This window comes from Serratia sp. C2(1), assembly GCF_036352655.1.
GTDB classification, from domain to species: Bacteria; Pseudomonadota; Gammaproteobacteria; order Enterobacterales; family Enterobacteriaceae; genus Serratia; species Serratia inhibens.
Genome location: NZ_JAZFBA010000001.1, coordinates 1,168,323 through 1,186,303 on the forward strand (window position 1 = coordinate 1,168,323; position 17,981 = coordinate 1,186,303).

Sequence of the window (17,981 nt, forward strand, 5' to 3'; positions counted from 1 at the left end):
TTTAAAGAGAGTGTGTGCAGTACGAGAAGGTCAAGAGGAGCGAAAAGAAATAGGTGAGAAGGAAACGAAATAAGCAGTTCTACTGCTTTTTGTTATGACGTCGGGAGTCCAGAGTGTTAATGCGACGTGATTTGAAATGGCGGTATATCGCGTATGCGGCAATAACTATCAACAGCAAGGATGTGATTAAAAGAAACATAGGTATTATCTCAAGTTTTGATTTTACCCAAAGTAGCTTAATTGGTTTTTATAAGCAATTATTAAAGAGGTCTTTAAGATAAGTCTCAGCGATTTATAGGGTAAAAATCAATAAAAACAATAATGTGTCATTCCGTTTATCACTGTAATCTTATTGTATTATATTGTTAATGCTGTGGTTTTCATGTCGTGTTATCGGGTGTGAATGATCCGTTTTTGGCATTCGAAATGGCTTGTTAAGTTAATAGTCTCTGAAATGCTTCTATCATAAGAAAAAGATATGCATTATTGCGAATATTCTGAATTTTAATTAATTTATTAAGATTTTAAAATCGACGTTAATAAAATCTATAACGCTTATTCTTTTGTGCTCTTTCTCGGCATTAGCCGAAAGATTTTACGTGACGGTCATGCAGAGGACACAAATGTGACATTTTGCCCGGGCAAAACGTGGATAGCAGCGCCCCAGCCGTGTAAATTACCCCCCTGAATTTGCTTTCCGTTGTTTCGAGGACCTTATGACGACCTTCCCGGCCATTGCCGAGCTTAATGATTTAGCGCTGGATCTGCCGCGTTTCGAACTGGCGCTGAACCAGTTTGCGGAAAAACTGCACCTGGATTTGTCGCAGTTCAGTGCGGACCACATTTCGGTGCGTTGCCACCAAAACACCACCGCTGAACGCTGGCGACAGGGATTGCTGCAGTGCGGTTCGTTGTTGTCTGAAACGACGATCAACGGACGCCCGATTTGCCTGTTTGATCTAACGCAGCCGTTGCAGGTAGGACCGTGGTTAATTGACTGCGTGGAACTGCCTTATCCGGGGGACAAGCGCTATCCGCACGAGGGATGGGAACATGTGGAACTGGTGCTTAGCGGCGACCCTGCATCGCTGTATGCACGCGCGCTGAGCCATTTGCCCGACGAGGCATTGTTGGCACCGTGGATCAAGTTGAAACAGAGCTCGCCGCGGGGCGAGAGCGAACGGCTGCCGAATCCGACGCTGGCGATCACTGACGGTAGCGTGACGATTAAGTTTCACCCTTATTCCATCCGGGAAATCGTCGCCAGCGAACAAGCTTAACCGGGCATCAGCGCTTGGGTGGCCAGCATCATGCGATCCAGCGCCTGCGCAAGCAGCTCGCGTCGGCAGCCGAAATTCAGGCGTACAAAACGGCGGTTACCGAAATCCAGGCCCGCACTTAAGCCCACCCCGGCCCGTTCAAAGAAAGCGTGCGGATTGTCGGTCGCCAGTTGACTGCAATCGATCCAGGCCAGATAGGTGGCTTCGATCGGATGCAACAACAGGCCGGGCATGGCGTTAATGCGCTCGGTCACCAAATTTCGGTTGGCGCGCAGATAAACCAACAGGGCGTCCAGCCACTCTTGCCCGTCCTGATAGGCAGCCTGAGCGGCGACCAGTGCCAGCACGTCAACGTCCGGGACTATGCCGCTGCGCGCCCGCACCAGCTTTTGACGAAGGCCGGCGTTGGGGATCACCGCCATTGATGCACCCAGTCCGGCAATATTGAAGGTTTTCGATGGCGACATCAGCGTAATGCTGCGTTGGGCGGCATCTTCATTGAGCGTGGCAAAGGGGATGTGTTCACAGCCCGGTTCAAGCAACAGATCGCAATGAATTTCATCAGAACAGACGATCAAATCATGACGACGGGCGAATTCATGCTGGTGCAACAACTCCTCCCGTCGGTAGACGGTTCCGCCCGGATTTTGCGGGTTGCACAACAACAGCAATTTTTCGCTGCCGTTGAGCTGACCCGTTACCGCGTTGAAATCCAGCAACCAGCGCCCATCGTGCAGTGCGAGCGGGACCGGCAGATGCGGGCGTCCGGCGAATTTCGCCGCCTTGCGAAACGGCGGGTAGATGGGCGATGGCGCCAGGGGGCCTTCGCCCTCGGCGGTAAAGGCGCGGACGCACAAATTGAGCCCACAGACCAGGCCGGGCAGGAAAATCAGCCATTCGGGCAAAATGTGCCAGCCGTAGCGTTCTAGCATACGGCGGGCAAAAACCGCGATAAGTTCAGGGGAGGGATGGCCGTAACCGAACACGCCATGGGCCACGCGCCGCTGCAATGCGTCGATGATGACGGGCGGTGACGGGAAATCGGTGTCGGCGACCCAGAGCGGAATAATGTCGCGGTCGCGATATTTATCCCACTTAACGCTGTCACTGTGACTACGGTCTACCCATTGATCAAAATTGAATGCCATAGTTATTATCCTGAACCGGTTCATATCTACCAATGAGCCTACGCGAGAAATTCTGAAGTTAACAAACTGCCGTCACATTTTGGCCGTTATCTGGGGGTGACAATGATTAAACTGGAAGTTTGCTGCTATAGCGTCGATTGCGCGCTGACGGCTGAGCGGGCAGGCGCTGACCGCATAGAATTGTGTGCCAGCCAAAGTGAGGGCGGTTTGACGCCCAGCTACGGCTCTTTGCGTCTGGCGCGCGACAGGGTATCCGTCCCGGTGCATCCGATAGTCCGCCCGCGCGGCGGGGATTTTTGCTACGGCGCGGTGGATTTCGACGTGATCAAGCAGGATATAGTGCAGATCCGCGATATGGGCTTTGCCGGCGTAGTCGTTGGCATGCTGGATGAAGAAGGGCACATCGACCTGCCGCGCATGCGCGAAGTCATGCGGTTGAGCGGCAATATGGCGGTCACCTTCCATCGCGCTTTCGACATGTGTCAGAACCCGATGGTAGCACTTGATCAACTGACGCAACTGGGCGTGGCACGGATCCTGACCTCCGGCCAACAGCAAAACGCTGAGCTTGGACTGCCGTTGCTGCGCGATCTGGTGCAGGCCAGCCAAGGGCCGGTGATTATGGCCGGTGCCGGTGTGAGACTCAGTAATCTGCACAAGTTTGTGGATATTGGTATTCAGGAGGTACACAGCTCTTCGGGCCACGCGGTACCTTCGACCATGCGCTATCGCAAAGCCGGTGTGACCATGTGTTCAGACAATGAGTTTGATGAATTTAGCCATTATTGCGTGGATGGCGAAATGGTGGAGGCGATGAAAAACGCGCTGGCCTTGGTTGATCCCTTGGCGCAAAGCGCATAAACACGCAGCTAACCGTGTTCTGATAACCGGTTTCCGGGCCGCAAGACCCTTTAGCGTGTCGCTGAGTTTTCGGCGATTACGCGAGTACCAGGCCCCGACGTTTTGTCGGGGCTTTTTTTATGTCTGTAGTGCAAAGTTGAACCAGAGATCAATCGCCTATGATTCCCACTCCTGGAGTTTGTCGGTGACTATGTCATGACATGATCGTGATTTGCATGATCGGCGACAGACAACGTTTGTTGTGCAAGTGCTGGCACAAACGCCCCTTCATGACAGCTCAATAACGGAGCAGTAACCTTCTTATCGGCCATGTAAATGGCTGCATCAATAATAGGAGTTTGCTGAGTTATGGAGGAGAACATGAAGTTCTATCTGATTTTTCTGCTATTGACCTGCCTTTCATTATCCGGTTGTGTCGCGGCCTATTACCGTTAAGGAAAACACTATGCGATGTCTGATGGTTTTTTTGTTGGTATGTTCGTTAAGCGCCTGTGCAACGCTGTATTACAGGTGATAAATGAGACTACTAACGGTTTTTTCGATACTGATGTTGTCTGGCTGCGTGTCGGTTTATGGGCCGACAAAAACCGGTAACCAGCCTGCTGAAGGGGCAACCGCAGTTGAGCCAAGCCGGCCGGCCGCCGCCAGCGTCACTTTGATAGGTAATAGAAAGCCTGATGAACTGGTTGCGAAAGTGGTTGCCGTTCTTGACGGAAAAGGAATTACGCCTACGCTAACGGACAATCACTTGGGTGTCGTCGGTGCAACCGGCAGAGATCCCGAACTGGCAGGACTTTATCTGGACTGTGCCGCACAGGCCACGCCATCAAATCTGACTGAGGAGTATAGAATTCTGGTGCAAGTATACCGCGCCGGCGAGGGGAGCAATGTCATGGTGCAGGTTAACGGTATCGCCGGGCTGACAACCGTAGACGGCAATGACAAGGTCAAACCCTTTGAATGCAAATCCAGTGGGGTACTGGAAAAGGACTTGCTTGAAGCCCTGCAAAAATAACCTGTCAATAACGTCATCACCCCGGCAGACTTTATTTCTCAGGCTGGGGAGATGACGTTTTTTAGTGCCGTTTATGGCTTCTTCGCTACCAACACCGCACGTAACGGGGCCGGGTAACCTTCGATTGTCTTGCTGTTATCCTTGGGATCAAGGAATTCGGCCAGTGATTCGCTGGTCATCCAGTCGGTTCGGCGCTGCTCTTCGGTGCTGGTTACACACATGTCGGCGATCTTCACGTCGACAAAACCGCATTTTTCCAGCCAGCATTTCAAGGCTTCGGCCGAAGGAATGAAATAGACGTTGCGCATCTGGGCATAACGATCGCCCGGCACCAGCACCTGGTTGCGATCGCCTTCCACCACCAGGGTTTCCAATACCAGTTCACCTTCGGAGACCAACTGGTTTTTCAGTTGATACAGATGGTCCAAGGGTGAACGGCGGTGGTACAGCACGCCCATGGAAAATACCGTATCGAAAGCGGCCAGCTCAGGCAACTGCTCAATACCCAGCGGCAGCAGATGAGCGCGTTGATCGCCGCCCAGCAGTTTGCGAACCGCTTCGAACTGGCACAGGAACAGTTGCATCGGATCAATGCCCACCGCCATCTGCGCGCCGGCACCCACCATTCGCCACAGGTGATAGCCGCTACCGCAGCCGACGTCCAGAATGGTGCGGCCGGCCAGCGGCGAAATGTGCGGCAGAACGCGATCCCATTTCCAGTCGGAGTGCCATTCGGTGTCAATGTCGATGCCGTACAACGAGAAGGGGCCTTTACGCCATGGCATCAGGGTTCGCAGCATCTTTTCGATGCCTTCCAACTGGCCCGGCGACAGCGGGGCGTCCATCTCGGCGCGCACGCCGTGCAGCAAATCGAGACGGGTTGGCGTCAGTTCCGGCAGGTGTTCGACCGAGTTAAACCACTGCTTGAACTTGCCGTGCAGCGACTCGCGCTGCCAGGCGCTGAGCTGAGCGGGCAGGGTATCCAGCCAGTGGCTGAGGTTGCCTTTAGCGATGCGCTGATAGAAATCACCAAACTCAATCATTGCTCAGCTCCTGCTTTCAACGCGATCAATGAGCCGAAGTTAAAGCACTGGAACCACACTTCCGCATGTTTAAAACCGGCCTGCTTCAGGCGGGCTTTGTGCGCCTCTACCGAGTCGGTCAGCATGACGTGTTCCAGCATGCTGCGCTTTTGGCTGATCTCCAGCTCGCTGTAGCCGTTGGCGCGTTTGAAATCGTGGTGCATGTTGAACAACAGTTCGCCGACGTCAGCATCTTCAAAGCTGAATTTCTCCGACAGCACCAGCGCGCCGCCTGGGCGCAGGCCGCGATAAACCTGCTCCAGCAGGCGAAGACGGTCGGCCGGCTCGAGGAATTGCAGGGTAAAATTCAGCACCACCATGGAGGCATTTTCGATCTTGATATCGAGGATATCGGCCTCGATAACCTCTACCGGGGTGTCGGCGCGAAAGGCGTCGATATGGCGGCGGCAGCGTTCGACCATCGCCGGAGAGTTGTCGACGGCAATGATGTTGCAACCCGCCACCTTGATATTCCGACGCATCGACAGCGTTGCCGCGCCCAGCGAACATCCCAGGTCATACACCTGGCTGTCGGGCTGCACGAAGCGTTCGGCCAGCATGCCAATCATCGAAATGATGTTGGAATAGCCGGGAACGGAACGCTGGATCATGTCCGGAAACACTTCAGCGACGCGTTCGTCGAAGGTCCAGTCGCCCAGTTTGGCGATGGGGGCAGAAAAAAGAGTATCGCGGTTTGGCATAGCGGGAAGTCAGTTCAGAATTCGAAGGCGCGTATTCTAACAGATAACGGCAAAAAAGCGGAGCGGAAGCAGGCGGCGTGGCCGCCTGATGACGAACAGGAGATCAATACAGGCTGAAAATCAGATCCCAGGGCAGATAGAAAATGTTGGCCAACACCATCAAGACCAACGAAATATAGGTTGCCGCCATGCCTGAACGGCGCCAACGGACTTCACGGTTACGCAAACCGTAGTAGTGCACCAGGCGCCCGATCATCAACATCAGGCCGCAAATATGGATCATCCATATTCCTGCGCCGTTCATTTCCATGATCACCAGCAGTACGGCGGCGATAGGAATATATTCTACGGCATTGCCGTGAACGCGGATGGCGGTCTGCAGCTCATAAAAGCCACCGTCTCCGTAAGCGACACGGTATTGCATCCTTAACTTAACCACGTCATAAGAGAGTTTGATCAACAACAATGCGCCGAGCACGACATAAAGCGCGCTTACCATTTTTAACTCCATTCCCTAACCAAAACTGGCAGCGAGCATCATAGCGGCCATTGCAATCACTGTCGCGAGGAAAAATCTGATGTAATCGGTCAGATTAATAGGTCAAAACAGTGCATCCTGCTCAGGCCAGTCCGGGGGCGGGGGCAAATTAGGAATAGCCTGATGAAGCTGCTGCCAGATTTTTTGCGCCTGTTGCGGTGAATCGCCATTATCCGGCGTATGAATAAACAAGAAGGGGGTGTATTGCTGTTGCCAGGTGGGCAGCTTCTGCTGCCAGGCCTCAAACCACCGCAGATTGTCTTGCAACACGTCGCCACCGATAAAACGGACCAGCGGGTTGTTGGCGGTGACCAGTGCATGTACCGGCAGCTTGGGTTTCTTTTGCTGAGCGTCACGTACCGCCGCGCTGTCAGGGGCGGCATGATGCACCGGCCGGCTGTCGAGGATAACCCGGTTGATGCCGCGCTGATGCAAGCCCTGATTCAACAGGCGCTCTTCCTCGCCCTTGGCGAAGAATGCCGGGTGACGTACTTCTACGCCGTAGGTGAACTCTTTCGGCAACCCGTCAAAGAACTGCCACATTCGCGGCAATTCATCCGGCCCAAATGCCGAGGGTAACTGCAACCAAAGCTGCCCGATACGCTGATGGACCGGGTTCAGGCAGTGATAAAATGCCTGCAGCTCGGCATCGCAGTTACGCAGTGCGGCCTTATGGCTGATCTCTGAGGGGAATTTGAAACAAAACCGAAAATCATCGGTGGTCATGTCGCGCCAGCGTTGAACGATCTCCAGTTTGGGTAACGCGTAGAAAGTCGTATTGCCTTCCACGCAGTTAAAATAGCGGCTGTAATCCGCCAGATCGCGCAGCCCGATGCGATTCCAGGCTGTGTGCTGCCACTGTGGTAGTCCGATGTAGATCAACGCGTCATCTTCCTTAATGCTCTTGTGAGATAAACGTAGGCGCAGCATGCCGCGCCCTGTCATTGTTACTCGCCGAGTGCGGCAAGAATTTCGCCGGTGCTGCGCACGCGGGCCAGGCGCGGGAAGATATTCTCGACGGCAAACCTGTGCATCTCGGCATTTTGCGCGCTGCACAGGTCTTCGGCGATCACTAACTCGTAACCCTGTTCCCAAGCGGCGCGGGCGGTAGATTCAACGCCGATATTGGTGGATATCCCGCCCAACACAACGGTTTTAATGCCGCGGCGGCGTAATTGCAAATCAAGATCGGTACCGTAAAACGCGCCCCATTGACGTTTGATCACCAGAATATCGCCGTCGCTGACCGCCAGAGGGGCCGGGAATTCCCACCAGTTCGCCGGTAATCCACCCGCCGGCGACGGAGCGGGCTTGTCCACCGGCTGTTTCAGCGCATCGGCAAATGTATCGGACCAGCCAACGCGCACCAGGATCACCGGCGCGCCGAGCGAGCGAAAACGCGCCGCCAGTTGCGCGCCGTGGGCGACCACGCTTTCGGCGCTGTGCGGCCCACCGGCGTAGGGCAGGATACCGTTTTGCAAATCAATCAGCACCAGCGCTGTGGTTTGAGCGTCAAGTTTCAACATAGGGGCTCCCGTTATTGAGTGAATAAAATATGTGCAGCCAAAACGGCGCACTAAAACAAGGGGGAATTCAGGCTACGTGAAAAAAGGGTCACCGGTTAATGAGAAATTTGTTAATCAATGTGTTACTTCGAACAAAAACACGCCATTTAGTGTTGCAACAAAGCTGTGTTCGCACTTATCTGGAGCATGAATTTCCTTTATAATGATCGCCTTTTTTCAACACACTTTATTCCAACGACCTATGCCGATTTATGAATATGCATGTGGTGCTTGCAGCCTTCGGTTAGAGAAATTGCAAAAATTTTCCGATACGCCGCTGACTGACTGTCCGGCGTGTGGGCAGCCCGCGTTAACCAAGTTGATTTCTTCCACGGGTTTCCAGTTAAAGGGCACCGGTTGGTATGCAACAGACTTCAAACCGGGTAATAAGTAGAGTTCATCAGATAACAGCCGCGTGGCCGGCGCGAAAGCCCGCGCGGAATCGGCTTAAGCCAAAAGGATAGCGTATGCGTACTGAATATTGCGGGCAGTTGAATCTGTCCCACGTGGGCCAGGAAGTCACTTTGTGTGGTTGGGTCAACCGTCGTCGCGATCTGGGCGGCCTGATCTTTATTGATATGCGCGACCGCGAAGGCATCGTGCAGGTGTTCTTCGATCCGGACCAGAAAGCCGCGTTTGACAAGGCGTACGACCTGCGCAACGAGTTTTGCATTCAGATTGTCGGCACCGTGCGTGCACGCCCGGACAGCCAAATCAATAAAGATATGTCCACCGGTGAAGTGGAAGTGTTCGCTCATGCTCTGGAGATTATCAACCGCTCCGAGCCGTTGCCGCTGGACTCCAACCAGGTCAACACTGAAGAAGCGCGTCTGAAATATCGCTACCTGGATCTGCGTCGTCCGGAAATGGCCGATCGCTTGAAGACTCGCGCCAAAATCACCAGCTTCGTGCGTCGCTTTATGGACAGCAACGGCTTCCTCGACATCGAAACCCCGATGTTGACCAAAGCCACGCCGGAAGGCGCGCGTGACTATCTGGTGCCGAGCCGCGTGCACAAAGGTAAATTTTACGCGTTGCCACAGTCGCCACAGCTGTTCAAACAGCTGCTGATGATGTCGGGCTTCGATCGCTACTATCAAATCGTCAAATGCTTCCGTGATGAAGACCTGCGTGCCGATCGTCAGCCTGAATTTACTCAGATCGACGTTGAAACTTCCTTCATGACCGCCGATCAAGTGCGTGAAGTGATGGAAAAATTGGCGCGTGACCTGTGGCTGGATGTGAAGGGCGTGGATCTGGGCGATTTCCCGGTCATGACCTTCGCCGAAGCGATGCGTCGCTATGGCTCCGACAAACCGGATCTGCGTAACCCGCTGGAGCTGGTGGACGTTGCCGACCTGGTGAAAGACGTTGAGTTCAAAGTGTTCTCCGGCCCGGCTAACGACGCCAAAGGCCGCGTCGCCGCTATCTGCGTTCCGGGCGGCGCGCAGCTGACCCGCAAGCTGATCGATGAGTACGGCACCTTCGTTAACATCTATGGCGCCAAAGGTCTGGCCTGGCTGAAGGTCAACGACCGTGCCGCCGGCATGGAAGGCGTACAAAGCCCGATCGCCAAATTCCTCAGCGCGGAAGTGCTGGAAGCGATCCTGGCGCGCACCAACGCGCAGACCGGCGACATCCTGTTCTTCGGCGCAGACAGCTTCAAGATTGTGACCGATGCGATGGGCGCGCTGCGTCTGAAACTGGGCCGTGATCTGCAACTGACCAAGCTGGACAGCTGGGCACCGCTGTGGGTGGTGGACTTCCCGATGTTCGAAGAAGACGGTGAGGGTGGCCTGGCGGCGATGCACCATCCGTTCACCGCACCGCGCGACATGAGCCCGGAAGAACTGAATTCGGCGCCAACCACGGCCATTGCCAATGCCTATGACATGGTGATCAACGGCTACGAAGTGGGCGGCGGTTCGGTGCGTATTCACCGCAGCGAAATGCAGCAGACGGTCTTCAGCATTCTGGGTATCGACGAACACGAACAGCGCGAGAAATTCGGCTTCCTGTTGGATGCATTGAAGTACGGCGCGCCACCGCACGCCGGCCTGGCCTTCGGTCTGGACCGTCTGGTGATGCTGCTGACCGGCACCGACAACATTCGTGACGTGATTGCCTTCCCGAAAACTACCGCAGCCGCCTGTCTGATGACCGAAGCGCCAAGCTTCGCCAATCCGGCGTCGTTGCAGGAGTTGGGGATTTCCGTGGTCAAGAAAGCCGCGTTGCCGGAAGAGAACGAGTGATGAGTTACAAGCGGCCCGAGTCCATTTTGGTCGTGATTTACGCCAAATCGAGTGGACGGGTGCTGATGTTACAGCGGCGCGACGATACCGAGTTCTGGCAGTCGGTTACCGGCAGCCTGGAGGAAAATGAGTCGCCGCCGCATGCCGCACGGCGTGAGGTCATGGAAGAAGTCGGCATCGATATCGAAGCAGAGAATCTGCCGTTGTTCGATTGCCAGCGCTGTGTGGAGTTTGAACTCTTTGTCCATTTGCGACATCGCTATGCCCCGGGGACCACGCGCAATAAAGAGCACTGGTTCTGTCTGGCGTTGCCTGAAGAGCGCGATCCGGTGATTACCGAGCATCATGCTTACCGCTGGCTTGAGGCGGCGCAAGCCGTGAGGTTGACCAAGTCCTGGAGCAATCAGCAGGCGATTGAAGAGTTTGTGATTAATTCAGTCCAGTAATTTTTTTCGGAGATTTTTTATGGCAGGTCATAGTAAGTGGGCCAACACAAAGCACCGTAAAGCTGCGCAGGATTCCAAGCGCGGTAAAATTTTCACCAAAATTATTCGCGAGCTGGTGACCGCCGCGAAACTGGGCGGTGGCGATCCGGGGGCTAACCCGCGTCTGCGTGCGGCGATCGACAAGGCGCTGTCCAACAACATGACGCGTGATACCCTGAACCGCGCCATCGCGCGTGGTGTGGGCGGTGATGATGATACCAACATGGAAACCATCATTTACGAAGGTTACGGCCCGGGCGGTACCGCCGTCATGATCGAATGCCTGAGCGACAACCGCAACCGTACCGTGGCCGAAGTGCGTCACGCCTTCACCAAATGCGGCGGTAACCTCGGCACCGACGGTTCCGTGGCTTATCTGTTCACCAAGAAGGGCGTGATCACTTACGCTCCGGGCCTGGATGAAGACGCGGTGATGGAAGCGGCGCTGGAAGCCGGCGCTGAAGACATCGTCAGCTACGACGACGGTGCTATCGACGTGTTCACCGCCTGGGAAAACCTGGGTGAGGTGAAAGACGCGCTGACTGCGGCCGGTTTCACCGCCGACGCGGCGGAAGTTTCCATGATCCCATCGACCAAGGCCGATATGGATGAAGAAACCGCGCCGAAGCTGTTGCGTTTGATCGACATGCTGGAAGACTGTGACGACGTGCAGGAGGTTTACCACAACGGTGAGATCTCCGACGAGGTTGCAGCGACGCTGTAATAGACGTTGAAGTACGGCGCTGCTCTGTGGCAGCGCCTGGCGATGTTAATGCTTAACGCAAGGTGGGTGTAGGGATGACGATCATACTGGGTATCGATCCCGGATCGCGCGTCACCGGTTATGGCCTCATTCGCCAGCAGGGCCGCCAGCTGAGCTATATCGCCAGTGGCTGCATTCGCACCGTGGTGGATGACATGCCGACGCGGCTGAAATTGATCTACGCAGGCGTCAGCGAAATCATCACCCAGTTTAAACCGGATTTTTTCGCCATCGAACAGGTGTTTATGGCGAAGAACCCGGATTCTGCGCTCAAACTCGGGCAGGCGCGCGGCGTGGCGATCGTTGCCGCCGTGAACCAGGATCTGGAAGTGTTTGAATATGCGGCGCGTCAGGTGAAGCAAACGGTGGTCGGCACCGGCGCGGCAGAGAAGGCGCAGGTGCAGCACATGGTGCGCTCGCTGCTGAAACTGTCGGCCAATCCTCAGGCGGACGCCGCCGATGCGCTGGCTATCGCCATCACCCACTGCCATCTCAGCCAAAACGTGTTGCGAATGAGCGAAGGGCGGTTAAACCTGGCTCGTGGCCGTTTAAAGTAGCGCTGAATCCGTGACAACTCAGGCTGGATATTCATCCAGCCTTTTTTATGTTATAAGCTTTACCAGCACGGCATGACAGTCGGTCATGCTCAAGAATTCTGCAGGAGGGTAAATGATAGGTCGTCTCAGAGGATATATTCTGGAAAAGCAACCGCCGCTGGTATTACTGGAGGCAAACGGCGTGGGCTATGAAGTGCATATGCCCATGACCTGCTTTTATGAGCTGCCGGATCTGGGGCAAGAAGCTATCGTATTTACCCAATTCGTGGTGCGCGAAGACGCGCAGCTATTGTACGGCTTCAACGATAAACAAGAGCGCGCGCTGTTTCGCGAGTTGATTAAAGTGAACGGCGTGGGACCAAAACTGGCGCTGGCAATCTTGTCCGGGATGTCCGCACAGCAGTTTGTCAGCGCGGTCGAACGCGAAGAGATCACCTCGCTGGTGAAATTGCCTGGCGTTGGCAAGAAAACCGCTGAGCGCCTGGTGGTCGAAATGAAAGACCGCTTTAAAGGGCTTAATGGCGATCTGTTCAATAACAGCAGCGAAATCACGCTCCCCGCTACGGCAACGCAGGCGGCCGAGATGGATGCGGAAGCAGAAGCCGCTTCTGCGCTGGTGGCATTGGGCTATAAACCGCAAGAAGCCAGCCGCATGGTCAGCAAAATCGCCAAGCCGGGTGCCGATTGCGAAACCCTGATCCGCGACGCGCTGCGCGCCGCCCTGTAAGGTTGATAAGGGATAGAGAATGATTGAAGCCGATCGCCTGATTTCTGCTGAGCCGATCAACGAAGAAGAAATTCTCGATCGCGCCATTCGGCCAAAATTACTGACGGAATATGTCGGCCAGCCGCACGTGCGTGAACAGATGGAGATTTTTATTCAGGCGGCAAAGCAGCGTGGCGACGCATTGGACCATTTGCTGATCTTCGGCCCGCCTGGACTGGGTAAAACCACGCTGGCGAATATCGTCGCCAATGAGATGGGCGTTAACCTGCGCACCACTTCCGGTCCGGTGCTGGAAAAAGCGGGCGATCTGGCGGCAATGCTGACCAACCTCGAACCGCACGACGTCTTGTTTATCGATGAGATCCATCGTCTGTCGCCGGTGGTCGAAGAAGTGCTGTACCCGGCAATGGAAGATTACCAGCTGGATATCATGATCGGCGAAGGCCCGGCCGCGCGTTCGATCAAACTCGATTTGCCGCCCTTTACGCTGGTGGGGGCTACCACCCGTGCCGGCTCTCTGACCTCACCGCTGCGCGATCGCTTCGGGATTGTGCAGCGCCTGGAGTTCTATCAGGTCGCCGATTTGCAGCATATCGTTTCACGCAGCGCCAATTGCCTGGGGCTGGATCTCTCGGAAGAGGGCGCTCACCAGGTGGCACGCCGGGCGCGCGGAACGCCACGTATCGCCAACCGCTTGCTGCGCAGGGTGCGCGACTTTGCCGAGGTCCGTGCCAACGGCGTGATCAATGGCGAAGTTGCGATGCAGGCGCTGGACATGTTGAACGTTGACGCCGAAGGTTTCGATTATATGGACCGCAAGCTGTTGCTGGCGATAATCGACAAGTTCATGGGCGGGCCGGTGGGCCTGGATAACCTGGCGGCGGCGATTGGCGAGGAACGGGAAACCATCGAAGACGTTATCGAACCCTTCCTGATCCAGCAAGGTTTTATCCAGCGTACGCCGCGTGGACGTATGGCGACCAATCATGCCTATAAACACTTTGGTATTGAACGCGAAGAGTAAGCATTAAAAAGGGCCGCTGTCGCGGCCCTTGTCACGTCTGTCGGCAGCCCGGAATCAGGCCTGCTGCTTCCTGAATAAACTCAGCACAAACAGCACCGCAGCGCTCAGCACCACAGATGGGCCGGCCGGGGTATCGTAAAATGCCGAGAAGGCCAGCCCGCCAGTCACGGCAAGCATGCCTGTCAGCACCGCGAAGCCGGCCATTTGCTCAGGCGTACGGGCGAAACGACGTGCCGTCGCCGCCGGAATAATCAGCAAAGAAGTGATGATCAGTGCGCCGACGAACTTCATCGCCAGACCAATGGTCAGGGCGGTGACCAGCATCAGCACGGTGCGTGCCCGCACCAGATTAACGCCGTCTACATGCGCCAGCTCAGGGCTGATGGTCATCGACAGCAGGTTGCGCCACTGCCACCACAGGATCAGCAGCACGATGCTGACGCCGATGCCAATCATCCAGATATCGCTAAAGGTGACAGACAACAGATCGCCAAACAGGTAGGCCATCAGGTCGACCCGCACGTTGGACATAAGCGCCACTACCACCAAACCCAGCGACAGCGCGCTGTGCGCCATAATGCCGAGCAGGGTATCAACGGAAAGTTGCGGCCGGCGCTCCAGCCACACCAGCACCAGAGCCAGCACCAGCGTTACGGCAATCACCGCATAAAAAGGATTCACATCCAACAGCAGGCCGAAGGCGACACCCAACAGCGAGGCGTGCGCCAAAGTATCGCCAAAATAGGACATTCGGCGCCAGACGACAAATGAGCCTAGCGGACCGGCGGCCCCAGCCAGCAGCACCCCGGCCAGCCAGCCGGGCAATAACAGTTCGATCATGCCTCACGGCCCCCGGTTTTCTTCAACAGGATTCGTCCTTGCAGGTCGTGACGGTGGTTATGGTGGTGGCGATAAACCGCCAGCTGCTCCGCTCCCCGATTACCAAACATGGCGATAAATTCAGGGTGCATGGAGACCACTTCCGGCGCGCCGGAACAGCAGATGTGTTGGTTGAGGCACAGTACTTCATCGGTTTTCGCCATCACCAGATGCAGGTCATGGGAAACCATCAATACCGCACAGCCCAACTCTTTACGCAATTGATCGATCAGATCGTACAGCGCCAGTTGGCCGTTGACGTCGACCCCCTGCGTCGGTTCATCCAGCACCAGCAACTGTGGTTTATTCAACAGCGCACGTGCCAGCAGAACCCGCTGGTTTTCGCCGCCGGAGAGCTTTTGCATGGGTTGATCGAGCAGATGGGCCGCCTGCACGCGTTTCAGCGCAGGCAGAATATCCGCTTTTTTTACACCGGGTTTCAGGCGCATAAAACGGCTGACGGTGAGCGGCAGGGTGGCGTCAAGGTGCAGTTTTTGCGGCACATAACCGATGCGCAGGCCTGGCTCGCGCTCAATGGTGCCTTCGGTTGGCGCAATGAGCCCCAGTACCACCCGCACCAGCGTAGATTTACCCGCGCCGTTAGGGCCGAGCAGCGTCAGAATACGGCCCGGTTGGAGGCTGAGCGAAATATTCGACAGGACCTTACGGCTACCAAAGGAGACGGTGATATTTTTTAGCGTTGTCAGTGTAGACATCTCGTGATTACATTTTGCAGAACTAACCGAATGTTATAATATCACGCCTCGCTGATGAAAACGACGGGATTACTGAGAATGGCACAGAAAAATAAATGGCTGCAGCGTACGCTGCTGGCCAGCGCATTGATGATGGTCGGGCCGCTGAACGGCGCTAATGCCGCAGTAGTGACTTCCATTCGTCCGCTGGGATTTATCGCCTCTGCGATAGCCGATGGCGTGACACCCACCGAGGTGCTGTTGCCGGATGGTGCTTCGCCGCATGATTTTGCTTTGCGGCCTTCCGATATTCAACGCCTGCGAGCCGCCGATCTGGTGGTGTGGGTGGGGCCGGACATGGAAGCTTTTCTGACCAAGCCGCTAACCCCGGTTTCGGCCAATCGGCAGTTGGCTATCAGTGAACTTAGCGGGATCAAACCATTGTTGGTGAAGGGCGACGATGAACACGAACATGGCAATGATCATGCAGCCGATGCGCATAATCATGCGGACCATGAAGAAGAGGACGGCCATCATCACGGCGAATACAATATGCACGTTTGGTTGTCCCCGGAAGTGGCAAAAGTGACCGCGATCGCGATTCACGACAGGTTATTGGAACTTATGCCGCAAAATAAGGACAAATTAGACGCAAACCTGCGCCAGTTCGAGAATCTGCTGACGCAAACTGACAAAAATGTTGGTAACATGCTTAGGCCTGTGCAAGGTAAGGGATATTTTGTTTTTCATGACGCTTACGGCTACTTTGAGAAACACTTCGGCTTGAGCCCACTGGGCCATTTTACCGTTAATCCCGAAATACAGCCTGGAGCACAGCGCTTACACCAAATTCGAACACAGTTGGTTGAGCAGAAAGCAGTCTGCGTTTTTGCTGAACCACAATTCAGGCCGGCCGTAATCAATGCCGTTGCCAAAGGGACCAAAGTGCGTTCTGGAACGCTGGACCCGCTGGGCACCGGCATCGCACTGGGGAAAGACAGCTACGGGAACTTCCTGACTCAGTTGTCAAACCAGTACGTGAGCTGCCTGAAGTAAAGATTATGAGGATAATATCGAGTGCAGCAGATAGTCCGAACTATCGCTCTGGCGTATAACAATCTGCCACGGCCCCATCGCGTCATGCTGGGGTCGTTGACAGTGGTTACACTGGCCGTTGCCGTTTGGCGGCCTTTTGTTTATCACCCAGAACATAACCCCATCGTTAAGAACATCGAGTTAGAATCCAGCCAGTTGCGGTCCTTGCTGCCAGAAGCCAGTGAGCCGATCGACCTTGACCAAGCCACTCCCGATGATGACATCCCACAGGATGAGCTGGACCAGAAGGTCGCCGGCGAAGATGGCGTGCATGAATATGTAGTTTCTACCGGCGATACCCTGGGCAGCATTCTGACCCAGTACGGCATAGATATGTCAGACGTATCTCTGCTCGCATCGCAAAATCGCGACCTGCGTAATCTGAAGATCGGCCAGCAACTGTCGTGGACGGTAAACGATGCCGGCGATTTGCAACGTTTGACCTGGGAAGTCTCCCGGCGTGAAACTCGTACCTACGATCGCGTTGGCAACAGTTTCAAGGAAACTCAGGAAGCCCAGCAGGGCGAGTGGCGTAATAACGTGATCAGCGGCCGCCTCAATGGCAGCTTCGTCAGCAGCGCCAGCAATGCCGGCCTGAGCCGCGCTGAAATCAATGCGGTGATCAAAGCGCTGCAGTGGCAGTTGGATTTCCGCAAACTGCGCAAAGGCGACCAATTCTCGGTATTGATGTCCCGCGAACATTTTGACGGCAAGAGCGCGCAGAGCCAGTTGCTGGGCGTGCGCATGCGTTCCGGCGGCAAGGATTATTACGCTATCCGCGCCGAAGACGGCAAATTTTACGATCGTCAAGGCTCCGGCCTGGCGCGCGGCTTTATGCGTTTCCCAACCATGAAGCAGTTCCGCATTTCTTCAAACTTCAATCCGCGCCGGGTGAATCCGGTAACCGGGCGCATTGCGCCGCACAAAGGCGTCGATTTTGCGATGCCGGTCGGTACCCCGGTGCTGGCGGTGGGTGACGGTGAAGTATTGATCGCCAAACGCAGCGGTGCCGCAGGCAATTATGTGGCGATCCGCCATGGTCGCCAGTACACCACACGTTATATGCACCTGAAAAAATTGCTGGTTAAACCGGGACAGAAGGTGAAACGTGGCGACCGTATCGCGTTATCGGGCAACACCGGTCGTTCTACCGGGCCGCACCTGCATTTCGAAATGTGGACCAACCAACAGGCAGTCAACCCATTGACGGCGAAACTGCCGCGCTCTGAAGGGCTGAGCGGTAAAGATCGCAGCGATTATCTGGCGCAAGTGAAGGAAGTGGTTCCTCAACTGCAGCTGGATTGATCCTTCTGT

At 55.3% G+C, this 17,981-nt stretch carries 20 protein-coding genes; 12 read left to right on the top strand and 8 right to left on the bottom strand.

Annotated elements, in window-relative coordinates; all coding sequences use genetic code 11:
• The first annotated feature begins 716 nt into the window (after nucleotides 1–716).
• Entirely contained in the window at nucleotides 717–1,280 is a 564-nt protein-coding gene (locus V2S86_RS05405; protein WP_330761561.1) for a VOC family protein, read from the top strand.
• On the opposite strand, the gene V2S86_RS05410 is transcribed toward V2S86_RS05405, so the two are convergent.
• Complete coding sequence (locus V2S86_RS05410) at nucleotides 1,277–2,428, bottom strand: MalY/PatB family protein (protein ID WP_330761562.1); 1,152 nt, start codon at nucleotides 2,426–2,428, stop codon at nucleotides 1,277–1,279. The two genes, V2S86_RS05405 and V2S86_RS05410, sit on opposite strands and share 4 nt — an antisense overlap.
• A gap of 102 nt (nucleotides 2,429–2,530) precedes the next feature.
• On the opposite strand from V2S86_RS05410, the gene cutC reads away from it, so the two are divergent.
• Together cutC and V2S86_RS05420 are read left to right on the top strand one after the other, a co-directional pair.
• Nucleotides 2,531–3,289: a copper homeostasis protein CutC gene (gene cutC, locus V2S86_RS05415; protein WP_311992323.1), complete on the top strand. Its 759-nt coding sequence runs from the start codon at nucleotides 2,531–2,533 to the stop codon at nucleotides 3,287–3,289.
• 517 nt (nucleotides 3,290–3,806) lie between these two features.
• Nucleotides 3,807–4,304 (top strand): hypothetical protein, encoded by a 498-nt coding sequence (locus V2S86_RS05420; RefSeq protein WP_330761563.1) that lies wholly within the window; start codon nucleotides 3,807–3,809, stop codon nucleotides 4,302–4,304.
• A 71-nt stretch (nucleotides 4,305–4,375) separates the two neighbouring features.
• Here the strand turns inward: V2S86_RS05420 and cmoB are convergent, their stop codons facing one another.
• The 5 genes from cmoB to V2S86_RS05445 all read right to left on the bottom strand — a co-directional run bounded on the left by cmoB (nucleotide 4,376) and on the right by V2S86_RS05445 (nucleotide 8,151).
• Nucleotides 4,376–5,347 (bottom strand): tRNA 5-methoxyuridine(34)/uridine 5-oxyacetic acid(34) synthase CmoB, encoded by a 972-nt coding sequence (gene cmoB / locus V2S86_RS05425; RefSeq protein ID WP_006316954.1) that lies wholly within the window; start codon nucleotides 5,345–5,347, stop codon nucleotides 4,376–4,378.
• Nucleotides 5,344–6,087 carry a carboxy-S-adenosyl-L-methionine synthase CmoA gene (gene cmoA, locus V2S86_RS05430; RefSeq protein ID WP_006316952.1) on the bottom strand — a complete coding sequence of 248 codons (744 nt, stop codon included), beginning with the start codon at nucleotides 6,085–6,087 and terminating at the stop codon, nucleotides 5,344–5,346. The genes cmoB and cmoA overlap by 4 nt, the downstream gene beginning before the upstream one ends.
• A gap of 103 nt (nucleotides 6,088–6,190) precedes the next feature.
• Nucleotides 6,191–6,586 carry an MAPEG family protein gene (locus tag V2S86_RS05435; RefSeq protein ID WP_330761564.1) on the bottom strand — a complete coding sequence of 132 codons (396 nt, stop codon included), beginning with the start codon at nucleotides 6,584–6,586 and terminating at the stop codon, nucleotides 6,191–6,193.
• A gap of 102 nt (nucleotides 6,587–6,688) precedes the next feature.
• On the bottom strand, nucleotides 6,689–7,504 hold the full coding sequence (locus V2S86_RS05440; RefSeq protein ID WP_330763157.1) for a DUF72 domain-containing protein: 816 nt from the start codon (nucleotides 7,502–7,504) through the stop codon (nucleotides 6,689–6,691).
• A gap of 68 nt (nucleotides 7,505–7,572) precedes the next feature.
• Nucleotides 7,573–8,151: a hydrolase gene (locus V2S86_RS05445; RefSeq protein WP_330761565.1), complete on the bottom strand. Its 579-nt coding sequence runs from the start codon at nucleotides 8,149–8,151 to the stop codon at nucleotides 7,573–7,575.
• A gap of 241 nt (nucleotides 8,152–8,392) precedes the next feature.
• Between V2S86_RS05445 and V2S86_RS05450 the strand changes: the two genes are divergently transcribed.
• From V2S86_RS05450 to ruvB, 7 genes are all read left to right on the top strand, one after another.
• Nucleotides 8,393–8,584: an FmdB family zinc ribbon protein gene (locus V2S86_RS05450; protein WP_006316937.1), complete on the top strand. Its 192-nt coding sequence runs from the start codon at nucleotides 8,393–8,395 to the stop codon at nucleotides 8,582–8,584.
• A gap of 73 nt (nucleotides 8,585–8,657) precedes the next feature.
• On the top strand, nucleotides 8,658–10,442 hold the full coding sequence (gene aspS, locus V2S86_RS05455) for an aspartate--tRNA ligase (RefSeq protein ID WP_330761566.1): 1,785 nt from the start codon (nucleotides 8,658–8,660) through the stop codon (nucleotides 10,440–10,442).
• The gene (gene nudB / locus V2S86_RS05460; protein WP_330761567.1) at nucleotides 10,442–10,888 is read left to right on the top strand and encodes a dihydroneopterin triphosphate diphosphatase; all 447 of its coding nucleotides are present in this window, start codon (nucleotides 10,442–10,444) and stop codon (nucleotides 10,886–10,888) included. Before aspS ends, nudB begins: the two co-directional genes overlap by 1 nt.
• A 19-nt stretch (nucleotides 10,889–10,907) precedes the next feature.
• On the top strand, nucleotides 10,908–11,651 hold the full coding sequence (locus tag V2S86_RS05465) for a YebC/PmpR family DNA-binding transcriptional regulator (protein WP_330761568.1): 744 nt from the start codon (nucleotides 10,908–10,910) through the stop codon (nucleotides 11,649–11,651).
• 74 nt (nucleotides 11,652–11,725) lie between these two features.
• Nucleotides 11,726–12,247: a crossover junction endodeoxyribonuclease RuvC gene (ruvC, locus tag V2S86_RS05470; RefSeq protein WP_004945529.1), complete on the top strand. Its 522-nt coding sequence runs from the start codon at nucleotides 11,726–11,728 to the stop codon at nucleotides 12,245–12,247.
• Between the two features lie 112 nt (nucleotides 12,248–12,359).
• Nucleotides 12,360–12,974, top strand: coding sequence for a Holliday junction branch migration protein RuvA (ruvA, locus tag V2S86_RS05475; RefSeq protein ID WP_006316691.1), 615 nt, complete (start codon nucleotides 12,360–12,362; stop codon nucleotides 12,972–12,974).
• A gap of 19 nt (nucleotides 12,975–12,993) precedes the next feature.
• On the top strand, nucleotides 12,994–13,998 hold the full coding sequence (gene ruvB / locus V2S86_RS05480) for a Holliday junction branch migration DNA helicase RuvB (protein WP_006316692.1): 1,005 nt from the start codon (nucleotides 12,994–12,996) through the stop codon (nucleotides 13,996–13,998).
• Between the two features lie 54 nt (nucleotides 13,999–14,052).
• Here the strand turns inward: ruvB and znuB are convergent, their stop codons facing one another.
• Together znuB and znuC are read right to left on the bottom strand one after the other, a co-directional pair.
• Nucleotides 14,053–14,838 (bottom strand): zinc ABC transporter permease subunit ZnuB, encoded by a 786-nt coding sequence (gene znuB / locus V2S86_RS05485; protein ID WP_330761569.1) that lies wholly within the window; start codon nucleotides 14,836–14,838, stop codon nucleotides 14,053–14,055.
• Entirely contained in the window at nucleotides 14,835–15,593 is a 759-nt protein-coding gene (znuC, locus tag V2S86_RS05490; protein WP_330761570.1) for a zinc ABC transporter ATP-binding protein ZnuC, read from the bottom strand. The genes znuB and znuC overlap by 4 nt, the downstream gene beginning before the upstream one ends.
• 78 nt (nucleotides 15,594–15,671) lie before the next feature.
• On the opposite strand from znuC, the gene znuA reads away from it, so the two are divergent.
• Nucleotides 15,672–16,628, top strand: coding sequence for a zinc ABC transporter substrate-binding protein ZnuA (znuA, locus tag V2S86_RS05495; protein WP_330761571.1), 957 nt, complete (start codon nucleotides 15,672–15,674; stop codon nucleotides 16,626–16,628).
• 21 nt (nucleotides 16,629–16,649) lie between these two features.
• Nucleotides 16,650–17,972 (top strand): murein DD-endopeptidase MepM, encoded by a 1,323-nt coding sequence (gene mepM / locus V2S86_RS05500; RefSeq protein WP_330761572.1) that lies wholly within the window; start codon nucleotides 16,650–16,652, stop codon nucleotides 17,970–17,972.
• Nucleotides 17,973–17,981 lie beyond the last annotated feature (9 nt).

Excerpts from the sequence above, each read along its gene's own strand:
- V2S86_RS05405 (WP_330761561.1), top strand. The coding sequence starts at position 717 with ATGACGACCTTCCCGGCCATTGCCGAGCTTAATGATTTAGCGCTGGAT.
- V2S86_RS05410 (WP_330761562.1), bottom strand. The coding sequence starts at position 2,428 with ATGGCATTCAATTTTGATCAATGGGTAGACCGTAGTCACAGTGACAGC.
- cutC (WP_311992323.1), top strand. The coding sequence starts at position 2,531 with ATGATTAAACTGGAAGTTTGCTGCTATAGCGTCGATTGCGCGCTGACG.
- V2S86_RS05420 (WP_330761563.1), top strand. The coding sequence starts at position 3,807 with ATGAGACTACTAACGGTTTTTTCGATACTGATGTTGTCTGGCTGCGTG.
- cmoB (WP_006316954.1), bottom strand. The coding sequence starts at position 5,347 with ATGATTGAGTTTGGTGATTTCTATCAGCGCATCGCTAAAGGCAACCTC.
- cmoA (WP_006316952.1), bottom strand. The coding sequence starts at position 6,087 with ATGCCAAACCGCGATACTCTTTTTTCTGCCCCCATCGCCAAACTGGGC.
- V2S86_RS05435 (WP_330761564.1), bottom strand. The coding sequence starts at position 6,586 with ATGGTAAGCGCGCTTTATGTCGTGCTCGGCGCATTGTTGTTGATCAAA.
- V2S86_RS05445 (WP_330761565.1), bottom strand. The coding sequence starts at position 8,151 with ATGTTGAAACTTGACGCTCAAACCACAGCGCTGGTGCTGATTGATTTG.
- V2S86_RS05450 (WP_006316937.1), top strand. The coding sequence starts at position 8,393 with ATGCCGATTTATGAATATGCATGTGGTGCTTGCAGCCTTCGGTTAGAG.
- aspS (WP_330761566.1), top strand. The coding sequence starts at position 8,658 with ATGCGTACTGAATATTGCGGGCAGTTGAATCTGTCCCACGTGGGCCAG.
- nudB (WP_330761567.1), top strand. The coding sequence starts at position 10,442 with ATGAGTTACAAGCGGCCCGAGTCCATTTTGGTCGTGATTTACGCCAAA.
- V2S86_RS05465 (WP_330761568.1), top strand. The coding sequence starts at position 10,908 with ATGGCAGGTCATAGTAAGTGGGCCAACACAAAGCACCGTAAAGCTGCG.
- ruvC (WP_004945529.1), top strand. The coding sequence starts at position 11,726 with ATGACGATCATACTGGGTATCGATCCCGGATCGCGCGTCACCGGTTAT.
- ruvA (WP_006316691.1), top strand. The coding sequence starts at position 12,360 with ATGATAGGTCGTCTCAGAGGATATATTCTGGAAAAGCAACCGCCGCTG.
- ruvB (WP_006316692.1), top strand. The coding sequence starts at position 12,994 with ATGATTGAAGCCGATCGCCTGATTTCTGCTGAGCCGATCAACGAAGAA.
- znuB (WP_330761569.1), bottom strand. The coding sequence starts at position 14,838 with ATGATCGAACTGTTATTGCCCGGCTGGCTGGCCGGGGTGCTGCTGGCT.
- znuC (WP_330761570.1), bottom strand. The coding sequence starts at position 15,593 with ATGTCTACACTGACAACGCTAAAAAATATCACCGTCTCCTTTGGTAGC.
- znuA (WP_330761571.1), top strand. The coding sequence starts at position 15,672 with ATGGCACAGAAAAATAAATGGCTGCAGCGTACGCTGCTGGCCAGCGCA.